Genomic DNA, 20,413 nt, shown 5'->3' with positions numbered 1-20,413 from the left:
GGCACCACGCCGCCGCCGGGTTTGCGCGGTGATGCGGCGCCGGTCCCGGATCGCGCCGGGACCGGCGGCAGGCTAGAGCACCAGCGGTGCGTGGTTGATTTGCGGCAGGACGTGGCGGGAGAACAGGTCCGCCTCGGCCGCGTGCGGGTAGCCCGAGAGGATGAAGGCGTCGATGCCTTCCGCCTGGTAGGCGCGCAGCTTGGCCAGGACCTGGTCGGGATCGCCGACGATGGCAGCGCCGCAGCCCGAGCGGGCGCGCCCGATGCCGGTCCACAGGTTCTCCTCGACGAAGCCGTCGCCGCCCGCCGCCGAGCGCAGCTCCGCCTGGCGGGTGACGCCCACGCTGGCGCTGTCGAGCGACTTCTGCCGGATATCCTGGCCGGTCGCATCGTCCAGCTTGGAGAGCAGGCGGTCGGCATAGGCCCGCGCCTCGTCCTCGGTCTCGCGCACGATGACGTGGGCGCGGTAGCCGAACTTGAGCGTGCGGCCGTGCCTTGCGGCGCGGGCGGTCATGTCGGCGATGGTCTCGCGCACCTTGTCCATGGTGTCGGGCCACATCAGGTACACGTCGCAGCCTTGCGCGGCCGCTTCGCGCGCTTCTTCGGAAAGGCCGCCGAAGTAGAGCGGCGGGCATTTGCCCGAGACGGTTCCGATGCGCGGCGGCGCAAGGTCGAGGTCGTAGAACTCGCCCTGGTACTTCAGATGCTCGCCGTTCAGCATGATCTTGAGGATCTGCATCACCTCGAGGGTGCGCTGGTAGCGTTCGCGGCTGCCCAGCTTCTCGCCGGGAAGGTCGGACGAGATGATGTTGACCGTCAGCCGCCCGCCAAGGATCCGGTCCAGCGTGGCGATGCGGCGCGCCAGCTGCGGCGGCCAGTCCTCGCCCATGCGAACGGCCCAGAGCAGGCGGATCTTCTCCACCAGCGGGGCGATCGCGCCCGCGAACATCGTGGTGTCGATGCCAAGCGCATAGCCGGAGGGGAGCAGGATATTGTCGAACCCGCCCTTTTCCGCCTGCAGGACGATGTTGCGGCAATGCTCCCAGCTTGACGCGAGCGCGGGGTCAGGCTGGCCCAGGAACTCGTAGTCGTCGTCGCACAGCGCGGAGAACCAGCTGACTTCGCAGGCTTTGGTGTCAGTCATGGCAGCGGCTCTCCTTTCGATGCGACCAGCACCGCGTACCAGTCGGCCCGGGTCCAGCGGACCTTGAGGGCGTCGGCCGCCTCGGCGATGCGCTCGGCCTTTTGCGATCCGACGATGGGAATGGGACGCGCTGGGTGCGCCATGATCCAGCTGTAGGCGGCCGCCGTACGCGAGACGCCGTGCTCCTGCGCCGCCTTGTCGAGCAGAGCGGCGACGGCCTTCGTGCGCTCGTCCACCGGATTGGCGATGCGCCCACCACCCAGCGGCGACCATGCCAGCACCGCCATGTCCATGGCTATTGCCTGGTCCAGCTCGCCGTTCTCGAGCGGGGCGAGCCGCAGGGGCGAGAACTCGGGCTGGGTGGAGACGATCGGCACGCTCAGGAACTGGCTCAGCGTGGCGATCTGGCTGGTGGTGAAGTTGGATACGCCGAAGCTGCGGATCTTGCCCGCCTTATGCGCTTCGTCGATGGCCTTTGCGATTTCCGAAGGGTGGGTGAGGATGTCGGGGCGGTGGATCTGCCACAGCTCGACCGTGTCGGTGCCGAGCCGCTCGAGCGAGGCGTCGATGGCCGAGGCGATGTAGGAAGCGCTCGAATCGTAGGGCACCCCCATCGAGATGCCGCCCTTGGTGGCGATCACGAACTTGCCGCGCAGCGACGGGTCCGTGGCCAGCGCGCGGCCGAGCAGGGCTTCCGAGGCGCCGAAAGCCTCGTCGTTGTCGGGGCCATAGATGTCGGCGGTGTCGATGAGCGTGATGCCAGCGTCCAGCGCGGCGTGGAGCAGGCGCACCACCGCGTCCACGTCGTCGCCGCAAAGGCGCCAGTTGCCCCAGGCCAGGGCCGATACTTCGATGCCGCTCGTGCCGAGCGGGCGGCGGGCGGGTGGGAAGGGAAGATGCGTCATGAAAGGTCCTGTCAGCGGAGGATATCGGGATTGATGGGAGCGACCGAGGCGCGTTCGACCAGATCGTGCGGCAGGCGCCGGTGGGTAAGCTGCGCGCCGCCCAGAAGCAGCCGGGTCGCCTCGAGCGCGAGTTCGCGCGTTGGCTGGCGGATGGTGGTGAGCTGCGGCCAGACCATGCGCGCGACCATGGTGTCGTCGAAGCCGACCACCGAGAGGTCCTGCGGCACGTCGAGCCCCATGTCATGCGCGACCGAGAGCACGCCCGCGGCCATGTCGTCGTTGCTGGCGAAGATGGCACTGGGGCGGCGGGCAGCGGACAGCAGATGGCGGGCGGCCACGACGCCGCTCTCGAAGTCGAACGCGCCGGGCATGACGAGGGCCGGTTCGAAAGAAAGACCCGCCCGGTCGAGCGCGCGGCGATAGCCGAACAGCCGCTCCTCGGAGGCCATGTGGTTGGAGTGGCCCTTCACGAAGCCGATCTGGCGATGGCCTTTCGCGATGAGGTAGCTCGTCATGTCGTCGGCGGCCTGCGCGTCGTCCATGAAGACCGAGGAGGTTATCGCGCGGTTGGCCCCCGGCGAGATGCGGACGAAGGGAATGTCCATGCCGTCCAGCGCCTTGAGAACCGGCTCGCAGTCCGTCACTGGAGAGGAAAGCACCACCCCGTCCACGTGCGTTTCGGTGACGAGGCCGCGAACCTGTTCGCCCACCAGCGGGTCGGCGACGTCCACCGGCTGCGCGAGCAGGCGCGAGCCCGCCTGCTGGCACGCTTCCCAGCAGCCCATCTGCACCTGGTTCATGTAGTAGGGGCTGTGATTGTCGTAGATGAGCGCGATCTGCCCGGACTTGGTTCCGGCCAGGATGCGCGCGGCGACGCTCGGCCGGAAGCCGAGTTCCTGCATCGCCTTCTCGACGCGCTCCTTCGTGTCGGTGCTGACGTAGCGATGGCCGTTCAGCACGCGGCTGACCGTCTTGATCGACACGCCCGCCAGCGCCGACACGTCCTTGATGTTGGACCGCTCGCTCATCCGCTCTCCCTGACGCGGGCGAACAGAGGCGCGAACGGACTGGCGGGCAAGTAGAAAACGGGCGGCTCGCCGTACGGCGCAGGGATGGTGTGAGTGCCCGGCGCGAAGTCCTCGCCCGTCCACAGGTGGCGCCACGGCGTGTCGCCCGGAAGGATTACGTCGCGCGCCGCCGCATCAGCCTCGACCACGGGGGCGACGAGCATGTCGGCGCCGTAGAGGTACTGGTCCTGCACGGCGAACAGCGCTTCCTCGAAGTAGTGCAGGAACAGCGGGCGCTGGACGGGAAGACCCGTGGCCGCCGCCTCGTCGCTGAGGTGGCGTACATAAGGGGCGAGCGCCTTGTGCACGCGCGACATGCGGGCGAACTGGGCAAGAAGCTGCGGGCTGGAATCGATCTGCAGGTTGTCGTCCGGACGGTTGCCCTCGTGGCTGCGCATGACCGGGGAGAACGCGCCCAGTTCGCACCAGCGCATCATCAGGTCCGCCGTGCGCACGTTGCCGTGCAGGCTGGTGTAGCCGCCCACGTCGCTGTGCGAATAGGCATTGCCGACGAGCCCTGCGGAGAGCGCGGCGGTGATGACGGTGTTGATCCCGTCGTGCCGGGTGAAGTCCACCGACTGGTCCCCCGCCCACAGCAGGGGGCAGTGCGCCTGCACGCCCGAGAACCCCGCGCGCATGAAGAACACGGCCTCGCCCGTCAGCCCCCGCGATGCCACGGCACGCGCGTTCGCCTCGGCCCAGAGCACCGGCCAGCGGTTGTGCATCAGCATCGGGTCGCTGCCATCGTGGAGCCTGAGGTCCACCGGCAGGTATTCGCCGAAGTCCGCCATCCAGCCCGAGAGGCCGAAGTCGAGCATCTCGCGGCCGATCACGCGCTCGGCGAACCAGTCCATCGCGGCCGGGTTGGTGAAATCCACCACGCCGCAGTCGAACTCGCCGAAATCAACGAGGTAGACCTCCTCGCTGTCCTGCCGCAGCGCGAGGTAGCCCAGCGCCTGCGCCTCGGCGAACTGGCTGCCGTCGTTGGCGAGATAGGGGTTCACATAGCCGAGGAACCGCACGCCGCGTTCCGCCAGCTCCGCGATGCGCCCGGGAAGGGCGGGATAGCGTGCCTCGTTCCAGGACCAGTCCCAGAACAGGCGGCGCCCGAACGTGGTCTGGCGAATGCCGATCCAGTCTTCGCACCACAGGGCTGAGACTTCGCTGCCCGCTTCCATGATGGCGGCGAGCCGCGCGAAGCTGTTGTCGCCGTCCTTGAGGCCGACGATGGCGCCGCCGATCGTCCAGTCGGGCAGGGGAGGCTGGCGTCCGAAGCGGCCGGCGAGCCTGCCCACCAGCGCCGGCAGGTCGTCGGCCGCGAAGAATTCGAGAGTGAAGGCGCCTTCCCACACCTCCACCCGGTGACGGTCGGCACAGGTGAAATCGAGCACCGAGTAGGCGCTGGAGCCCAGATGGCACGCCCACAAGCCGGAGGTAAGGAAAGTGGGCTGCGGGTAGTTGGTCCACCAGTAGTCGCCGCCCGCCATGCCCTGCTCGTCCATCAGGCGGGTAAGCTCGGTGGACTTGTCGCGCCCCACGCCGGGTTCGCTGGTCCAGATGGGGAAGCGGCGGCCCGACAGGTCGAGGTAGCTCATCTGCTCGCCTCCGCCCCAGACATGCTCGCCCGGCAGCGCGGCAAGGTCGACCCGCACCCGGTCGTATCCGGGCTCGAGCGTCTGCACGCGCAGAGCCTCGCCGTCTATCGCAAGGCGCAGAAGAGGCGCGCCGCCCGGTTGCGCAGACAGGAGCAGGTCGGCGCCGTCGAGCCGGGCGAAGGCGGGTGCCACCTCATCGAACGGGGCATCGTCGATGGCGAAGTTGCCGCGCACCATCTTCACCTGCGGCGCGCCGCGCGCAATGGCAAAGGCCGGCGCGCCCGCAAGGCTTCGCAGCACTTCGCGCGATCCCAGCAGGCAGGCGAAACCATCTTCCCGAACGTCGAAGGTCAGCGACACGAATCCAATCCCGGCGAGTGCCCATAGTCCGGCGAACAGGTCGCCGTGTGTTTCTTTTGCAGCACTGGCGTTCGCGCCGCTTGGTCCTGATGTGACAACGGTTGACAGAAATGGCAGGGGCAATCAAGAGGGTCGCAACCGACAGGGCCACCTGAGGTTTCAACGACCCAGGCTCATCGGATTCGGAGGGGAGAATCATGATTTTCGCACAAGGCACCACCGCGTCGGCCAAGCGCGCCGTGCTGGCGCTTTCGGCGTCGGCGGCCGCGCTCCTCGCCGCGCAGCCCACCCTTGCGCAGGTCAACGAGATCGTCGTGACTGCGCAGAAGGTGGAGCAGAACGTCCAGGACGTGCCCATCGCCATCTCCGCCGTGACCGACGAGGCGTTCCAGCGCGCCGGGGCCCGGAGCCTCGAGGACATCACCACCATCGTCCCCTCGGTGACTTTCCGCAAGGGCACGACCAACGCCAACAGCGCCATCGTGATGCGCGGCGTGGGCACCATCAGCTTCTCGATCGCGGCCGAGCCCAGCGTGTCCACCGTGGTCGACGGCATCGTGCTCAGCCGCTCGGGCCAGTCGTTCCTCGACCTGGTGGATTTCGACAGGCTTGAGGTCCTGCGCGGACCGCAGGGCACGCTGTTCGGCAAGAACGCGTCCGCCGGCCTCGTCAACATCGTGTCGAAGGGCGGCACCGAGGACTTCGAGGCCGAAGCCAACCTTTCGGGCACCACGGACGAGGAATACCGCGCCCGCCTCACCCTGTCGGGCCCGCTGGGCGAGAACCTGTCGGGCCGCCTGACCGGGTTCTACGGCAACTTCGACGGCAACATCAGGAACACGTTCCACGACGAGACCGTCAACGGCTACGAGCACTACGGCGCGCGCGGCGTGCTGGACTATGACGGCGAGGGCGGGCGCCTGCGCCTCATCGCCGACTATTTCAAGGCCGACGACGACTGCTGCGCCGAAGTGACCGGCGTGTCGCGCGGGTCGGTCATCGACGGCGAGCTGGGCATCGTGCCGCGCGGCGAAGACACGCGCGACGTCAACCAGAACCTCGTCACCCGCTCGCTCGACCGCCAGTACAGCTTCACGCTGAACGCGGACATCGACACTTTCGCCGACCACACGTTCTCGATCGTGACCGGCTACCGCAACTGGAAGAACACCGAGGTCCGCGACGGCGACTTCCTGCCCCGCGCGATCATTGATCCCTCGCAGACAACCCCCGTCAGCACGCCGGAACTGCACGACCGGGGCACTGTCGAGACCGACCAGGTCTCCGCCGAGGTCCGCCTCGCCTCGCCGCAGGACCAGGCGCTGACCTATCAGGTCGGCGGGTTCCTGTGGTATTCCAAGAACACGCAGGACTTCACCCGCCGCGACGTGACTTGCGCCGCGTCCACATCGCCGGTCGATCCGGTGACGGGCGCGCAGCCGTGCAACCTTGCGGACACCGTCAACACGCTGTTCCCCACCGCCACCTCGCGCAGCGACGTCTCGTTCCGCAACTGGGCGGTCTTCGGGCAGGCGACATATGCCTTCACCGAAGCGCTGCGCCTGACGCTGGGCGGGCGTTTTACGCATGACGACGTGCGGTATGTCCACACCCGCGCGCCGTCGGTCAACGCGGCCACCGGTCTTCCCGCCACCGGCGCCGGGCTTTCCGGCGTGGGTGCGGGGGGCACGATCGCTGGCGGCGGCAACGGCACCAACACCTCGCGCGGGCAGACCGAGGCCGACAACTTCTCGGGCAAGGCCGTGCTGCAGTACGACGTGGCCGACGACGTGATGGTCTATGGCAGCTATACGCGCGGCTACAAGGGACCGGCGTTCAACGTCTTCTTCAACCACACCGCGCCCACCAATTCGGCTCCGATCGATCCGGAAAAGTCGGACAGCTTCGAGCTTGGCTTCAAGAGCCAGTTCCTCGACCGCATGGTTCAGCTGAACGCGGCGGCCTTCCTGGTCGACTACAAGGGCTTCCAGGCGAACAACTTCGTGCTGCTGAACGGCGCGGTGGTGACGAACCTGACGAACGCGGGCACCGTGCGTTCCAAGGGCTTCGAAGCCGACCTGACCGTCGCTCCGGCAGAAGGGCTGACCCTGCGCGCCAACGCCGCCTACGCCGATGCGAAGGTGCGCCGCTTCAATCCCAACCCGCTGACCAACGCCCCCGACGCGCGCGACGGCACTCGCCTGCCGCTCGCCCCCAAGTTCAGCTACACCATCGGCGCGGACTACGACGTGCCCGTCGGCCCGGTGAAGCTCTACCTGTCGAGCGACTGGCACCACGTCAGCAAGCAATATTCGGACCTTGGCGAAAGCGGCCCGATCGACCACTACGGCATCTGGAATGCCAGCATCGGCGTGTCGGATGCGCAGGACAAGTATCGCCTGACGTTCATGGTCAGGAACATCCTGGATGACAGTTACGTGCTGCTCAATACCACGGCGGGCCAGCGCCTGATGATCCCGCGCGACGCGGATCGGTTCGCCGGCCTCAACCTGCGGGCGCGCTTCAACTGACGCGATTGGCCCGGTCAAGCGCCAGGCCCTGCAAGAAGAAGCCCCGGGCAGTCGCTGCACCGGGGCTTTTCCTTGCGCGCTTGACTTGTATAACCAATTAGGTTATACGCCGCAGCATCGATTTTGATCTTTTTGGATCACGATCGAGCAAAGCGGCGGGCCGGGAGCGTGTAGCTGACGCTTTCCCTCTCCCGGCGCGGTCGGCGCTTCGGTCGTGGACACCGGAACAGCCACACCAGGATGCGCGGACGAAGATGAGGGTATGCCCTCAGGGAAGACGGCATGGGATGCGAGCCCTGCCCGTCACCCCCGCGCACCGCACGGGCTCGGCCATCGGGAGTTCTTCATAGCCTCTCCCTAGGCCCTCGGCGAACAAAAGGTTTGAACCGGCAGTCCTTGCGTGATGCCCGCAAGGAACCCCCAGCGCCGACCGCCTCGCCGTCCGCTGAACTTCCCCCCGGCGTTATCCCGCAGTCGCCAGCGGGCGATCAGGCGTGCCCGGCGATCAGTCCGCAGCGCTGAGGCGCGGCTGCATCAGGTGGATGAACGCCGTCGCCACCAGATAGGCCGAGCCGCAGATGACGAACAGCGGCGCGTAGCCGAGCCCGTTGTCGAGCGACCATCCTGCGAACTCGATGATCCCGGTCCCCGTCAGGTTTCCGGCCACTGCGCCCAGCGCGATCACGGTCGCCATGCGGCGCGCCGGGATGATCTCGGTCGCCATGCCGAAGATGCTGGTGGAAAAGCCCTGGTGCGCGAAGAGGCCCAGCCCGATGCACACCGCCGCGATCCACGGGTTCTGCGCCAGGAGCGCCAGCGGCATCACCAGCACGATCAGCGCATAGGCCAGCATCGTGCCCTTGCGCGCGCGATTCATCGAGATCCCGCGCAGCAGCAGCGCGGGATAGAGCGCGCCCGAGCTTACCGCGCCCAGCGCCGCAAGCGTGAAGATGACCGCGATCGGCCATCCCAGCGCGCCTTGTCCGAGCCCGAACTGGCGCGAGAAGAAGTCCGGCGTCCAGAACAGCACGAACCACCAGACAAGGTCGGTGAAGGCCTTGGCGCCGATCACGGTCCAGCTGCGCCTGTCGCGGAGGATGGCGCCCCATTTCACCTTGCCGCCTTTTTCGGCGGCGGCGAGCGCGGGCGCGGCGCCTCGCACCGGCGTGAGCTTCGCGGTGTTTAGCTGCCAGGCGATCAGCCACACGATGCCCAGCGCTCCGGTGACCAGGAAAGCCGCCTGCCATCCGAACGCAATGGCGAAAGGCGGGATCACCAGCGGCGTCAGGATCGCGCCGATATTGGGCGCGGTGTTGATGATGCCGATGCCCACCGACCGGCGCGCTGCCGGAAGATAGACGGCCGCGGTCTTCATCGCGGCGGGCGTGTTGACGGATTCGGCGGTGGCCAGCACGGCCCGCGCGATGACGAACTGCTGGACGGTGGCGGCCAGCGCATGGGCCATGCCCGCGAGGCTCCATACGAGCACCGCGATTCCGTAGGCGAAGCGCACGCCGAAACGGTCCACGAACCAGCCCACGCCCAGCAGCGACACCGCGGCCGCAAGCTGGAAGACGGACCCCAGGTGGGCGAACTGCTGGTCGCTCCACTGGAACTGCGCTTCGAGCATGGGCTTGAGCAGCGCCAGCACCTGACGGTCGATGTAGTTCAGCGCCGTCGCGAAGAAGATCAGCGCGATGAGCACGTTCTGCGCGCGGGTGGCCGCATGGTCGGCGGACGGGTGCGGCTCTGCCGCGGCGTTCTCGATGGTCATTCTCGCTCTCCCCTATCCCACGCTCGCACCGGCGGCAATTCGTTCGCGCCGCCTTTCGCAAAGCTCTTGCCCCGTCTTCAGCGCCGCCATACAAAACCTATGACAGCGCAGGACAGGCGGCAAGCGTCTTCGGCCAGGGAAAGGGCGCGAGGGAACAGGGAGAGGTCAGTGAGCGCACAGCACGCAGGTGATCTTTACGGCGAGATGTTCCTTGCCGAGCAGCCCGGCCCTGCCACCCGGCCGAGCCGCCTGGAGCTGTGGAAGACGTTCTGGCCCGGCCTTGCCCTTTGCGGGATCGCGAGCATCGCGGCGGCATGGCTTGCCGAGCACTACGGCGCGCCGATCATCCTCATGGGGCTGCTCATCGGCCTGTCGCTGAACTTCGTGACGGGCGAGGCGCGCACGCACGCCGGCCTCGATTTCGCCTCCAAGTCGTGCCTGCGCTGGGGCATCGTGGTGCTGGGCACGCAGGTCACGCTGGCGCAGATCGTGGCGCTGGGCCCGGTTCCGTTCCTGGCGCTGCTCATGGTCATGGCCGCCGCGATAGGCGCGGCGCTCGTGGTTGCGAGAATGACGGGCGCGTCCCTTGCCATCGGGGTTCTTGCCGGCGGCGCCACCGCGATCTGCGGTGCGTCGGCCGCGCTCGCCCTGTTCGGCGTGCTGGGCGCGAGGCGGGTGAGCCAGGCGCAGTTTGCGCTGACCCTGGTGGTGGTCTCGATGGCGAGCGCCATCGCCATGTCGTTCTACCCGCCGCTCGCGGGGGCGCTGCACCTTGACGACCGGCAGGCCGGGTTCCTCATCGGCGCCTCGATCCACGATGTCGCGCAGGCGATCGGCGGCGGCTATGCCTTTTCCGACGTCGCGGGCAGTTACGCCACCATCGTCAAGCTTTCCCGCGTGGCGCTGCTGGCGCCCGTGGTCGCGGCGGTCTCGCTGCTCTGTTCTGACCCGGGGGAGGGACAGCGCCACTGGATCAAGAAGCTGGCGATGCCGTGGTTCATCACGCTGTTCCTGGCGGTGGTGGTGCTGAACTCCCTTGTCGCGATCCCTGCATGGCTGGTGCAGGTGAACCTGACGCTTTCCAAGGCGCTGCTGCTGCTGGCGGTAACGGCGACGGCGATGCGCTCGCGGCTTGACCTCGTTATGCAGATGGGCTGGCGCGGAGCGATGCCGGTGGTCGCGGCGACGCTCGCCTCGCTGGTGGTGGCGCTGGCGTTCAGCCTCCTGGTGCTGTGACGCGCAGCGCTACCCGCGTCTTCCCGCCAGGGCAGCCAGTTCGTCCAGCGCGTCGGCGTTCGCGCGGCCCCAGGCGTGGAGAAGCTCCACCGGCTCTACGAAGCGCCGGCCCAGCGCAGTAAGGCGATATTCCACCGCAGGCGGAACGGTGCCCTGGACATGGCGGGAGACAAGGCCGCTCGCCTCCATCTCGCGCAGGGTCTGGACCAGCATCTTCTTCGAAATTCCGGGGAGGCTGCGCTGGAGCACGCCTGTCCGCGCCACCCCGCCATGGCGGGCGTCGAGCGTGTGGAGGATCATGCTCGTCCATTTCGTGGTGAAGATGTCGAGCACGCGGCGCGGCGCGCAGTCCTCGCGCCATTCGTCTTCGGGGGTGCCCGCGCGCATGGGTGGTTACCTCCTGGTGTCTATGTCCCAATGCGGTGCCTTCTAGAACAGCTCGCCCGCGTTGCCTAGATCACGCCGAGCACGAAGACAGGAGAATGACATGGCCGGAACGGCACTGGTGGTGGGCGCAAGCGGGATAGTGGGGGCAGCGACGGCTTCGTTGCTGGTGGAGCAGGGCTGGACGGTGCACGGACTGGCCCGGCGCCCGGTGGAGCAGGAAGGCGTGCTTCCCGTCGCGGCAGACCTGTTGGATGCGGGCGCGACTGCCGAGGCGCTGGAGAATGTCCGCCCGGACGCGGTGTTCGTCAGCACCTGGCTTCGCCAGAGCAGCGAGGCCGAGAACATCCGCGTGAACGCCGCGATGGTCCGCAACCTGCTCGACGGCCTGCGCAAGGGCGGCAGCGTGCGCCATGTCGCGCTGGTGACGGGGCTGAAGCACTACCTCGGCCCGTTCGAGGCCTATGGCAAGGGCACGCTGCCGCAGACCCCCTTCCGCGAGGAGCAGGGCCGGCTCGACATCGACAACTTCTATTACGCGCAGGAAGACGAAGTCTTCGCCGCCGCCGAGCGCGACGGTTTCAGCTGGAGCGTGCACCGCCCGCACACCGTCATCGGCAAGGCGGTGGGCAATGCCATGAACATGGGCACCACTCTGGCGACGTATGCCACGATCTGCCGCGAGACCGGCAGGCCTTTCGTGTTCCCAGGATCGGCCGCGCAGTGGAACGGGCTGACCGACATGACCGACGCGCGTATGCTGGCGCGCCACCTCGTCTGGGCGGCGACGACGGACGCGGCACGCAACGAGGCGTTCAACGTCGTCAACGGCGATGTCTTCCGCTGGAGCTGGATGTGGCGGCGGATCGCGGACTGGTTCGGCGTGGAGGCACAGGAGTTCGACGGCACGGTGCGGCCGCTTGAAGTGCAGATGGCGCAGGACGGACCGGTCTGGCGCGGGATCGCCGAACGGGAGGGACTTGCCGAGCTCGACCTTTCGCGGCTCGCATCGCCCTGGCACACCGATGCCGATCTCGGCCGCCCGATCGAGGTGGTGACAGACATGTCGAAGAGCCGCCGCCTTGGCTTCCTCGATTATCAGTCCACGGACGATGCGTTCTTCGATCTTTTCACGCGCCTGAGGCAGGACCGCATCATTCCCTGAGCATGGCGGATCACCGTCCTGCCCCGACGCAGGTCAGGACGGTGATCCGGTCCATGCCGCGCAGCCTGCGGGAGAACCCGTGCCGCTGACCAGCAGCGCGCCGCGACGATAGAAGTCCAGCGCCCGCGCCTCGCCGGGAAGGTCGACGACCATGACGGCAAGGGCGGGGTCGGCCCAGACCAAACGTCCGCCCGTAGCCATCACCGCGCCGGTTGCCTCGGCCGCGGAGACGCCGGGCGCGAAGACGATGGTGGTGAACGAAGGGCCGGGCGGCGGCCTCAGCGACCACCCGCCCAGCATCGCGGCCAGGGCTCCGGCACCCAGCAGCGTCGCGGCTGTGCCTCCGCCCCTGCCGGTACCTCCGCTCGCGCCATCGCCTTGCAGCAGGCGAAGGCCGGCAAGCCCGGGAGCGATCCCGAAGATGGCCAGCCATCCCAAGTCCCAAAGCAGGGGATGATCGCTGTCCAGCCTGATGCGGTGCAACCCGAGCACCCAGTGCGAGAGAACCGCGTCCAGCCCGTGCCAGGCGCCGAAGCCCAGCATGATCGCTCCGCCGACCTTGCGGGCCGGATACCGCGACAGGTCGCCGCGCTGTCGCCAGAGCATCACCAGCGCGGCCAAGGCCAGCACATACATGAGGGCGTGGAAGTAACCGTCCCACAGAACCTGCGCGCGAAGGTCGCCGATGCCCGGAACAAGGCTCAGCAGATGGTGCCACTGCAGGATCTGGTGCAGCAGCACGCCGTCGAAGAAGCCGCCGATGGCGATGCCGAGCACGGCCGCCCAGCGGAGCGTCGATCGGACCTTTGCCGGTGCCGAGGTCACGCCGCGCCCCGCCTCTCGCCTGTGGGCGAGGCGAAGAGGAACGCCGCGCCGGGCACCGGCAGGCGGGCCGTGACCCGGCCGCTCGCCATGTCCACCCGCGTGACGCATTCCCCTTCTTCGTGCGCGATAAAGGCGGTGCCTGCATCGACGATGAAGTGGCGGGGCGAGGAGCCGCCGGTGCGGCACCATTCGCGCATCGCAAGCCTGCCGCCCTCGAGCGCGAAGGAGACGAGGCTGTCGTGGCCGCGGTTCGTCACGCGCACGATGCCTTCTTCATCGATGGCCAGATGACCGCCGAGGTTCTCCCCGGAAACGGGCTCCGGCGCGGTGGGCACGTCCTGCACGCAGCGCAGCAGCGTTCCTTCGCGTCGCAGGAGCAGGAGGCGGGCGGCGAGTTCGCAGACGAGCAGCGCATGTTCCCCGTCCGGGTGGAAAGCCAAGTGGCGCGGCCCGTAGCCTGCGGGCGCCTGAAACGCGACTTGCGTTTCCGTCAGGCCGTTCTCGTCGAGGTCATGCCTGAAGACCCTGTCCAGCCCGAGGTCCACGTGGTAGATGGCCCGGCCTTCCTCGGCGAAGATGGCGCAGTGGGCGTGGGGGCCTTCCTGCCGCTCCGGGTCCTTGCCGGTGCCTGCGGGCCGGAAATGGCCGAGCGGCCGGAGAAGCGCGCCTGTCCCGGGATCGAGCGCGATGAGGCCGAGCGAACCGTCGCCATAGTTCGCCACTGCCATCCGCGTGCCGTCAGGCGAGATCGAGAGGTAGCAGGGCGCGGCGCCGCCGCTGCCCAGCGAGCCCAGCGGCGACCAGCCATCGTCCGTCCGCCGCCATGCCCCGACCTGTCCTTCCTCCTGCTCGTCCACGAAGTAGGCCACCGCCCCATCGGGCGACCATGCGGCGAAAGAGGCGTTCGCAATCTCGCGCACGCCGTCGCGAAGCTGCGGCGCACCGCCAAGGTCCGTCAGTGGCTGGAGGCCGGCGCCGCCCTTGGCTTCATACGTTCCTGCCCAGATCATGCGCGCTCAGCCGGTCTTCTGCCGGATCGGCTCGATCCGCAGGAGGGGAATGTCGCAGCGGCTCGACCGCGTGAGGACGAAGGCGATGGCCTCGGCGATCTCCTCGGCGAAGAGCATTTCCCCCCGCGCGATCGCCTCGCGCTGTTCCTCGGCGTCGCACGGCTGCATGTCGCTTCCGACCGAGCCGGGCTGGATCACGGAGATGCGGATGCCTTCGTCTGCCACTTCCTTGCGCAAGGTGAGCGCGAAGGCATCGATGCCGCCCTTCGTCGCCGCGTAGACGCTCTCGCCCGCGGCCTTGATCTCGGGGCTGATGGAGCTGACCAGCACGATGTGCCCGCTGCCTTGCGCCAGCATCCGGTCGAGCGCCGCGCGCGCACAGGCCATGTACCCGACGAGATTGGTTTCCACCACCTCGCGCCAGTCCTCGTCGGCCATTTCGTGGATCGGTTTCGCCCCAAGGCCCGCGCAGGCGACCAGCACGTCGATCCCGCCCAGTCGTTCATCCACGGCAGCGAAGACGCGCTCGATGTCCGCGGGATCGCCCGCGTCGGCGGTGAGGCCGAACTTCTCGACCAGCTCCGCCGCCGCGAGCGCCTCGCGCAAGGCCGTGGGATCGCGCCCGAAGGTCAGCACCCGGGCACGCTGCGCCGCAAGGGAGACCAGCACCGCGCGGCCGATGCCGGTGGTGCCGCCGGTGATGAGTATCCTGCGCCCGGCAAGCGGCTCGTGAGGGGTCTTGTCCTGCATACCGGGCCAATCGCGCGCACGCCCGCCCGGTTCCGGCGCACCAACCTGGATCGCGTTGCCGCAACCCGCCGGCCGTTCCCGCATTGCGCATGCGCTCAGATCTTTCGGAAGGAGGAAACGCGGATGTCGCGCGTCGACACGGTGCAGGCCATCAACCCGGCTACGGTCCTGGCCAGCAAGTTCCTGCACGAGGCAAGCGGCACGCCGGTAGCCACCGCGCGGCAGGGTGGGCTCGACATCGAAGTGCGGCTCGAGCGCGACACGCTGTGGATCGTCATGCGCCGGGGCGAGATGGGTGGGCTGGCGCTGCGCATGCCGGTGTTCAGTCCCGAAGCGCGCTGCCGGCCGCTGAAGATCGCGGACGCTCTTGCGGCCGTGGAGTGCAAGGGCGAACTCGGCACTAGTCGCCTGGTGCTGCGCGGCGACCCGTTCGGGGTGGAGGAGCTGCGCGCCACGCTGACGTTCAAGCCGGCGCGCGACCTGGCGATCGAATGGCTGCCGCGCGATCTCGTGCCCTTCGACGCGGAGGGCGATGCCGTCCTGACGCAGGGAAGGATCGAGGCGGACCAGCGCAAGACCAACACGGGCCTTATCTATTTCACGCTGGAGCGCCCCGCCTTCGGCAAAGTGCTCTACCTGCAGAATTTCACCGCGCTCAACGACTACTTCAACCTGACGGGGAGCACGCCGAGCGAAGTGGTGGGCGGCGACTGGCCGGAGATGGGCTATCGACCACCGGTCAACCCGGAGACGGGCAAGGCGGTGCTGCCGGCGGGCCGGGAGGTCACGCTCTACGACACCATCCTCTCGATCCGCGCCTATCCGCAGCAGGAGGAAACCGCTTCGGCTTGGCAGTTCCTGGACATGCTGGGCGCGCTGTACCACTGGCTCTCACCGCCCACCCCGGCGATGCACGACTGGAACGCGCGGGCGCAGGGAACCATGCGCGACCTTGCCAAGGCACCCGAGGCGCGGGTCAGGCACTACGGGCACACCTACTTCCGGCCATACACCGCTGCCGAATATCCAGACGCCATGGTCCAGCTCTCGATAGCCTCGGCGCTGCGGGACTGGAACGCGTGGAACGGCGACGAGCAGGATCCCCTCTACCGCGAGATCATGGCCGGTATTGGCAAGTTCTACGACGAGAAGCTGCAGACCCTGCGCCGCTACCTGCCCAACGTGGGCAAGGACAAGGACGCGGACGCGGTGGACAGCTGGTATCTGTACCACCCGCTGCTCAATCTCTCCAACCTGGCGATCAGCGGCGACGAGCAGGCGCGCGAGCTTTTCCTGAAGTCCATAGACTACGGCATCAGGGCTGCGCAGCACTTCGACTACAAGTGGCCGATCATGTACAAGATCGACGATTTCAGCGTCATCACCGACGTGGCGGAGGCGGACAATCGCGGCCAGACCGACGTTGGCGGCATCTACGCCTGGGTGATGCTCCAGGCGTTCGAGCTCACCCACGACGTTCGCTTCCTCGGCGAAGCGGAAAAGGCGCTCGAGGCGGCCGAGGGGATGCGCTTCGATCTCAACTACCAGGCCAACCTCACCGCCTGGGGAGCGGCGGCGTGCATTCGCCTGTGGCGCATCACCAACCGCAAGAAGCACCTTGACCAGAGCTACGTCTATCTCGCCAGCTTCTTCCACAACAGCCAGATCTGGAAGAGCGAGATCGGGATCGCCAGCAACTGGACGAACTTCCTGGGCGTCACGTGCCTCCAGGATGCGCCCTACATGGCCGCCTACGAGTGCTTCGACAGCTACGCCGCATTCGAGCGCTACCTCGACTATGGCGGGCCTCACGTGATCTCCAGCGTGAAGCTGCTGGTGAACGAGTTCTGCCGCCACGCGCTCGACCGGGCGTGGTACTACTACCCCGATGCCATTCCGGAGGAAACGCTCGCCAGCGAGGTGCGCAACGGGCACATCGACTGCAAGCTGAACTTCCCGGTGGAGGACCTGTATTCCGATGGCCAGAAGGCGGGGCAGGTCGGGCAGGAGATCTACGGCGCGGGCGCGGCGATGATCTATGCCACGCGGGTGTTCCACCGCATCGAGGGCGCGCCCTTCCTGCTGTTCTGCGACAACTTCGTGCGCGCGATACACCGGCTGGACGGCAGCACCGTCAACCTCAAGATCGACGGTCACGAGACGACCCGCGCAAGGCTGGCGCTATTTCCGCATGGGAACAGCGGCAAGCCTCCTGCGGCAAGGCTCTGGTCATCCGAGCAGGAAGTGCTGGAGCTGGAGTGGAAGGACGGGCGCTACGAAGCGTGGGTGCCTGCGAACGTCACCCTGCTGCTGGCCTGGGACGAGGCGAGCTGATCAAACCGGTCGGGGAGCGCCATCGCGGCTGGCATGCGAAGGGCGGGGAACGATCGAGGGCTCCCCGCCCGGTGCGGTTTTCAGGGCCTCAGGCGGCTATCCTGCCGCCGGCCTGCTCATCCGCCAGATCGGCGGACCAGCGCGCGATCTCGGCCTCGGTGACGCGGCGCAGCTGCGCGAGGCGTTCCGCCTCCTGCGCCGCCGAACGCCTGCGCGCAGCGGCCATGGCTTCTTCCAGGCGCGCGCGCTCGCGCTGGAGGTAGGTGAGGAACACGTCGTTCATCGCGGCGAGTTCCCTTTCCGGTTCCTGGATTCCGGATGCTGCGAGGCGCAGGTCTCGCGCGAGACCTGTGTGGTTCGACGGGAGAACGATGCCAGGATGGCCCGCTCCACTTCCGGCTCGAGCCGTGGACGCGGCGGTGGCGCCGAAGAAGGATGCGAAAAAGAGAGGGGCATGGACGACCTCCTTTCCGTTTTGCCGAAGCTTTCCTCTCTGACGGACAAGCCGTCACGCGAAGAACTAGGAAGCGGCGCGCCCGGTTCAAGATCGCCGCAGCAATCCGGCGCAGGCGCGCCCCGTTTCATCCAACGGTCGCCATTCGAGCCCCCCACATTGACGTTCGCGTTGGCGTTGCTGCGCTCAGTCTCCCGAGGAGCCGGAATTGACGTTGCCGCCCGGCTTCAGGTTTTTGTCGCCCAGCTTCCCGCTGCCATGGTAGCCGATGGTGGACTGGCCGCCGTGGCCCAGGACGGTGTTGCCCATGTCCTCGCGCTCGGCGTCCGACTTGCCGGTGTGCGGGTTGGGATAGGGCGCACCGACATCGCTGCCGTCGCTCGAATTGAACTGCGCCTGCGTGTTGACGCCGTCGGGGGCTCCGGGCCGTCCATCGTGCGGCATGGCCTGCGTCTGGTGGGTGCTGCCGCCCGCCACGTCGGCAAGTCCTTCCGTCACGGGCGGCGCCGAAGTGCGCGGGCCGGCATCGGCCATGGCGTGTTCGCCGGTTTCCTGCCGATACCGGCCGTATTCCTCGTTGAAGCGAGCCGTGACGCGCTGCTTTTCTTCGGGCGACAGTTCGGAGGCGAGCGCCGGAAGCCAGCTGCTTTCCTCCTGGTACATGTGCTGCTGCAGCGCGCTTTCGATGTGGCGCAGCTTCTCTTGCCATTCCTCGCTCATGGGCTCGATCTTCTCGAGCAGGGCCATTTGCACTTTGGTCATGGCGTGTTCTTCGTAGGCCATGACCGCATGGGCCTTGCTGTCGAACTCGGAGATATCGGGATAGACCACCACTTCTTCCGCGCTCGAATGTGCGGTCAGCACGGCGGCGAGCTGGCGCATGCCCTTGATCCGGCCATCGGCGGTGTTCGCGTTGATGGCCTCGAGGATGAGGCTCTCGATCTGCTTGTGCTGGTCGACGATGGTCGCGATCCACGGTTCGGAGGCGCCCAGGCGCTGAGCCTCGCGGCGGGCCTCGCCTCGCGCCTCGTCGGAAGCCGCGGGTGCAACTGCTGCTGCTATCTTGTCCAGAAACGACATGGTCGAACTCCATCCGTGAAAGTTATGGGCCGCCTTGCCGCAGCCGGTTATCCTTCGTGAACGGGGGCGCGAAACACTTGGTTCCGGCTCAGGGCGAGCCCTGCTCCCAGCTTGACGGAGATTAGGGAACGGCCGCTCAGACCGGGTGCGGAGCCAGGGGGAAGCGGGTGAGCCGCAGGTCTGCGCTCCGCGAGGGACGGGCATAGACCGAGAGCCCCGGCTCGCGCCTCACCTCGATGTCACCGGCAGCGAAGCTTTCGATTGCGCGGGAGACATCCTCCAGCCCGGCCGACCAGCGTCCCGCCGCCGAGCGAGGCGAGAAGTCGAAGGCTTTCCCGCTCACTTCGCGTTCCTGACTGGAGTAGGACAGATGGACCAGCGTGGTCGGCCGCCCCTCGCCGCGCCGGGCGCGCTCGTCGAAGATCGCCTGCCATGCGGCGATGGCCCGGCGGCTCTGCGTCGCGAAGATGAGGTCCTGCATCCGCAGCGCCGAACCGGAAAGCCCCGCCGGGCGCACCCCGTGCAGCGGCAGAAGGTCGATGGCGAGGCACAGCAGCGGCCCTTTGCCGGGCTGCGACAGCACGCAGTCCAGCGGCAGGTTGGCCGAGATCCCGGCATCGCCGAACGTGCGCCCGTCGATTTCGACCGGCGGGAACAGCGGCAGCAGCGCGGCGCTGGCGCGCAGGTGATCGACGGTGAGGGGATGGGCGCGGCTGTCGAAGACGACGTCCTCTCCGCTCTCGATGTCGATGGCGGTGGCGGAAAGACGGGGGGCCGAAGCGCCGTTGAGCAGGGTGAAGTCGGCAAGACGCTCCAGTTCGCCGCGCATCGGGAGGGTATCGTAAAGGCTTCCGGGCTCCGGCGTCGCGAAGCCGCCGAGCAGCCACGACAGGTGCTTGGGCACGAAAATGCCCGGGCGGCCCGCGACAAGCGTCATCGTGGCCGCCGCTGTCCTGCGTACATCCTCGAACAGGCCGCCGAGGTCAAAGTCGGGGAGGGCGGCGGCGGATGGCCTCCACAAGGCCCGAAGCCGCTCGATCCGCCGGGAGGCCTCGTTTCCGCAAATGAGCGCCCCGTTGATCGCACCGGCCGAGCCTCCGGCCACCCAGTCGGGCAACCAGCCCACCTTGTGCATGGCCTCGTAGGCGCCGGCCTGATAGGCGCCCAGAGCGTTTCCGCCGCTGAGGACAAGGGCAAGGTCGAACGAGCCCGCCTTCACCATTTCGTCTCGCGCATGTCGTGATCCTCTCTTCACGGAGGCCGCACCGCCGCAGTGGGAGTTCGAGAAGCGGCCCGCGCCGATGCGCAAGGCCCACGAGTGCCAAAGACCGGGAGCGCGCAAAGGGTTCCCGCATGTTGAGCGATGAGAGGCCAACGCTCGCCTGTGCGGTCACTCGGTGACAAGCGGCAAGTAGGGTGGACCGGCCGGGACCGCAAAGGTCTACCGGCCGGGGATGCTGGTTCCGCGAATCATCGACGCGGAACCTCTCGGCGTGTCATGCCTGTGTGCGCGTGGGGTCGATATAGCCGGAGGAGCGCGTCGCCTTTCGCGTCTCGGCCTGGCGCTTCTCGCTGTACTTCTTCATTCCGTATCCGCCGGCGGCGACGGCGATCAGGCCGAGCGGACCCAGGCGCCGCAGGACCGTCGTTGCCGCGACGCCGAGCAGGGCGCCGTTGGTGCCGCCAATGCCGCGCACGTGCTTGGACGCCTGCTTGCCGGCGATCGCTCCGATAATCTTGCCAATCATGTGAAATTCTCCTTCCCCTTTATAAGGAAGACGAGCCCGCTGGGTTCCGGAC

17 protein-coding genes are annotated in these 20,413 nt (G+C 67.8%); 4 read left to right on the top strand and 13 right to left on the bottom strand.

Going from position 1 to position 20,413, the window contains the following annotated elements; translation table 11 throughout:
• Positions 1-72 precede the first annotated feature (72 nt).
• The 4 genes from GR702_RS16455 to GR702_RS16440 are packed head-to-tail and all read right to left on the bottom strand — an operon-like array spanning position 73 to position 5,070.
• Positions 73-1,143, bottom strand: coding sequence for an LLM class flavin-dependent oxidoreductase (locus GR702_RS16455; protein ID WP_160986873.1), 1,071 nt, complete (start codon positions 1,141-1,143; stop codon positions 73-75).
• Entirely contained in the window at positions 1,140-2,048 is a 909-nt protein-coding gene (locus GR702_RS16450; protein ID WP_160986872.1) for an aldo/keto reductase, read from the bottom strand. Before GR702_RS16450 ends, GR702_RS16455 begins: the two co-directional genes overlap by 4 nt.
• A gap of 11 nt (positions 2,049-2,059) precedes the next feature.
• Positions 2,060-3,076, bottom strand: a complete 1,017-nt coding sequence (locus GR702_RS16445) for a LacI family DNA-binding transcriptional regulator (protein ID WP_160986871.1) — start codon at positions 3,074-3,076, stop codon at positions 2,060-2,062.
• Positions 3,073-5,070 carry an alpha-glucosidase gene (locus GR702_RS16440; protein WP_337192630.1) on the bottom strand — a complete coding sequence of 666 codons (1,998 nt, stop codon included), beginning with the start codon at positions 5,068-5,070 and terminating at the stop codon, positions 3,073-3,075. The genes GR702_RS16445 and GR702_RS16440 overlap by 4 nt, the downstream gene beginning before the upstream one ends.
• Positions 5,071-5,267: 197 nt before the next feature.
• Between GR702_RS16440 and GR702_RS16435 the strand changes: the two genes are divergently transcribed.
• Complete coding sequence (locus GR702_RS16435) at positions 5,268-7,601, top strand: TonB-dependent receptor (RefSeq protein ID WP_160986870.1); 2,334 nt, start codon at positions 5,268-5,270, stop codon at positions 7,599-7,601.
• A 505-nt stretch (positions 7,602-8,106) separates the two neighbouring features.
• Here GR702_RS16435 and GR702_RS16430 read toward each other — a convergent pair.
• Positions 8,107-9,375 carry an MFS transporter gene (locus tag GR702_RS16430; protein ID WP_160986869.1) on the bottom strand — a complete coding sequence of 423 codons (1,269 nt, stop codon included), beginning with the start codon at positions 9,373-9,375 and terminating at the stop codon, positions 8,107-8,109.
• Positions 9,376-9,543: 168 nt separating this feature from the next.
• Here GR702_RS16430 and GR702_RS16425 point away from each other — a divergent pair, with 168 nt between their 5' ends.
• Positions 9,544-10,611: a putative sulfate exporter family transporter gene (locus GR702_RS16425; RefSeq protein ID WP_160986868.1), complete on the top strand. Its 1,068-nt coding sequence runs from the start codon at positions 9,544-9,546 to the stop codon at positions 10,609-10,611.
• 9 nt (positions 10,612-10,620) lie between these two features.
• Here GR702_RS16425 and GR702_RS16420 read toward each other — a convergent pair whose 3' ends face one another.
• Positions 10,621-10,998, bottom strand: a complete 378-nt coding sequence (locus GR702_RS16420) for a winged helix-turn-helix transcriptional regulator (RefSeq protein WP_160986867.1) — start codon at positions 10,996-10,998, stop codon at positions 10,621-10,623.
• Between the two features lie 100 nt (positions 10,999-11,098).
• Here GR702_RS16420 and GR702_RS16415 point away from each other — a divergent pair, with 100 nt between their 5' ends.
• Complete coding sequence (locus tag GR702_RS16415; protein ID WP_160986866.1) at positions 11,099-12,160, top strand: SDR family oxidoreductase; 1,062 nt, start codon at positions 11,099-11,101, stop codon at positions 12,158-12,160.
• A 33-nt stretch (positions 12,161-12,193) separates the two neighbouring features.
• Here the strand turns inward: GR702_RS16415 and GR702_RS16410 are convergent, their stop codons facing one another.
• From GR702_RS16410 to GR702_RS16400, 3 genes are read right to left on the bottom strand one after another with little or no spacing between them, the layout of a single operon-like run.
• Positions 12,194-12,985, bottom strand: coding sequence for a DUF2243 domain-containing protein (locus GR702_RS16410; protein WP_202408324.1), 792 nt, complete (start codon positions 12,983-12,985; stop codon positions 12,194-12,196).
• Positions 12,982-13,995, bottom strand: a complete 1,014-nt coding sequence (locus tag GR702_RS16405; RefSeq protein WP_160986864.1) for a lactonase family protein — start codon at positions 13,993-13,995, stop codon at positions 12,982-12,984. The genes GR702_RS16410 and GR702_RS16405 overlap by 4 nt, the downstream gene beginning before the upstream one ends.
• A 6-nt stretch (positions 13,996-14,001) precedes the next feature.
• Positions 14,002-14,745 (bottom strand): SDR family oxidoreductase, encoded by a 744-nt coding sequence (locus tag GR702_RS16400; protein ID WP_160986863.1) that lies wholly within the window; start codon positions 14,743-14,745, stop codon positions 14,002-14,004.
• A 123-nt stretch (positions 14,746-14,868) separates the two neighbouring features.
• On the opposite strand from GR702_RS16400, the gene GR702_RS16395 reads away from it, so the two are divergent.
• Entirely contained in the window at positions 14,869-17,079 is a 2,211-nt protein-coding gene (locus tag GR702_RS16395; protein ID WP_160986862.1) for a hypothetical protein, read from the top strand.
• Positions 17,080-17,167: 88 nt separating this feature from the next.
• Here GR702_RS16395 and GR702_RS16390 read toward each other — a convergent pair whose 3' ends face one another.
• The 4 genes from GR702_RS16390 to GR702_RS16375 all read right to left on the bottom strand — a co-directional run bounded on the left by GR702_RS16390 (position 17,168) and on the right by GR702_RS16375 (position 20,361).
• Positions 17,168-17,362 carry a hypothetical protein gene (locus GR702_RS16390; RefSeq protein WP_160986861.1) on the bottom strand — a complete coding sequence of 65 codons (195 nt, stop codon included), beginning with the start codon at positions 17,360-17,362 and terminating at the stop codon, positions 17,168-17,170.
• A 357-nt stretch (positions 17,363-17,719) separates the two neighbouring features.
• Positions 17,720-18,613 carry a hemerythrin domain-containing protein gene (locus GR702_RS16385; protein ID WP_160986860.1) on the bottom strand — a complete coding sequence of 298 codons (894 nt, stop codon included), beginning with the start codon at positions 18,611-18,613 and terminating at the stop codon, positions 17,720-17,722.
• A 136-nt stretch (positions 18,614-18,749) separates the two neighbouring features.
• Positions 18,750-19,835, bottom strand: a complete 1,086-nt coding sequence (locus GR702_RS16380) for a patatin-like phospholipase family protein (protein WP_160986859.1) — start codon at positions 19,833-19,835, stop codon at positions 18,750-18,752.
• Positions 19,836-20,109: 274 nt separating this feature from the next.
• Entirely contained in the window at positions 20,110-20,361 is a 252-nt protein-coding gene (locus tag GR702_RS16375; protein WP_160986858.1) for a hypothetical protein, read from the bottom strand.
• Positions 20,362-20,413: the final 52 nt, after the last annotated feature.

The sequence above is a fragment of the Novosphingobium silvae genome, assembly GCF_009856825.1.
Taxonomy (GTDB): Bacteria; Pseudomonadota; Alphaproteobacteria; order Sphingomonadales; family Sphingomonadaceae; genus Novosphingobium; species Novosphingobium silvae.
This window is presented reverse-complemented; position numbering and strand designations above follow the sequence as displayed.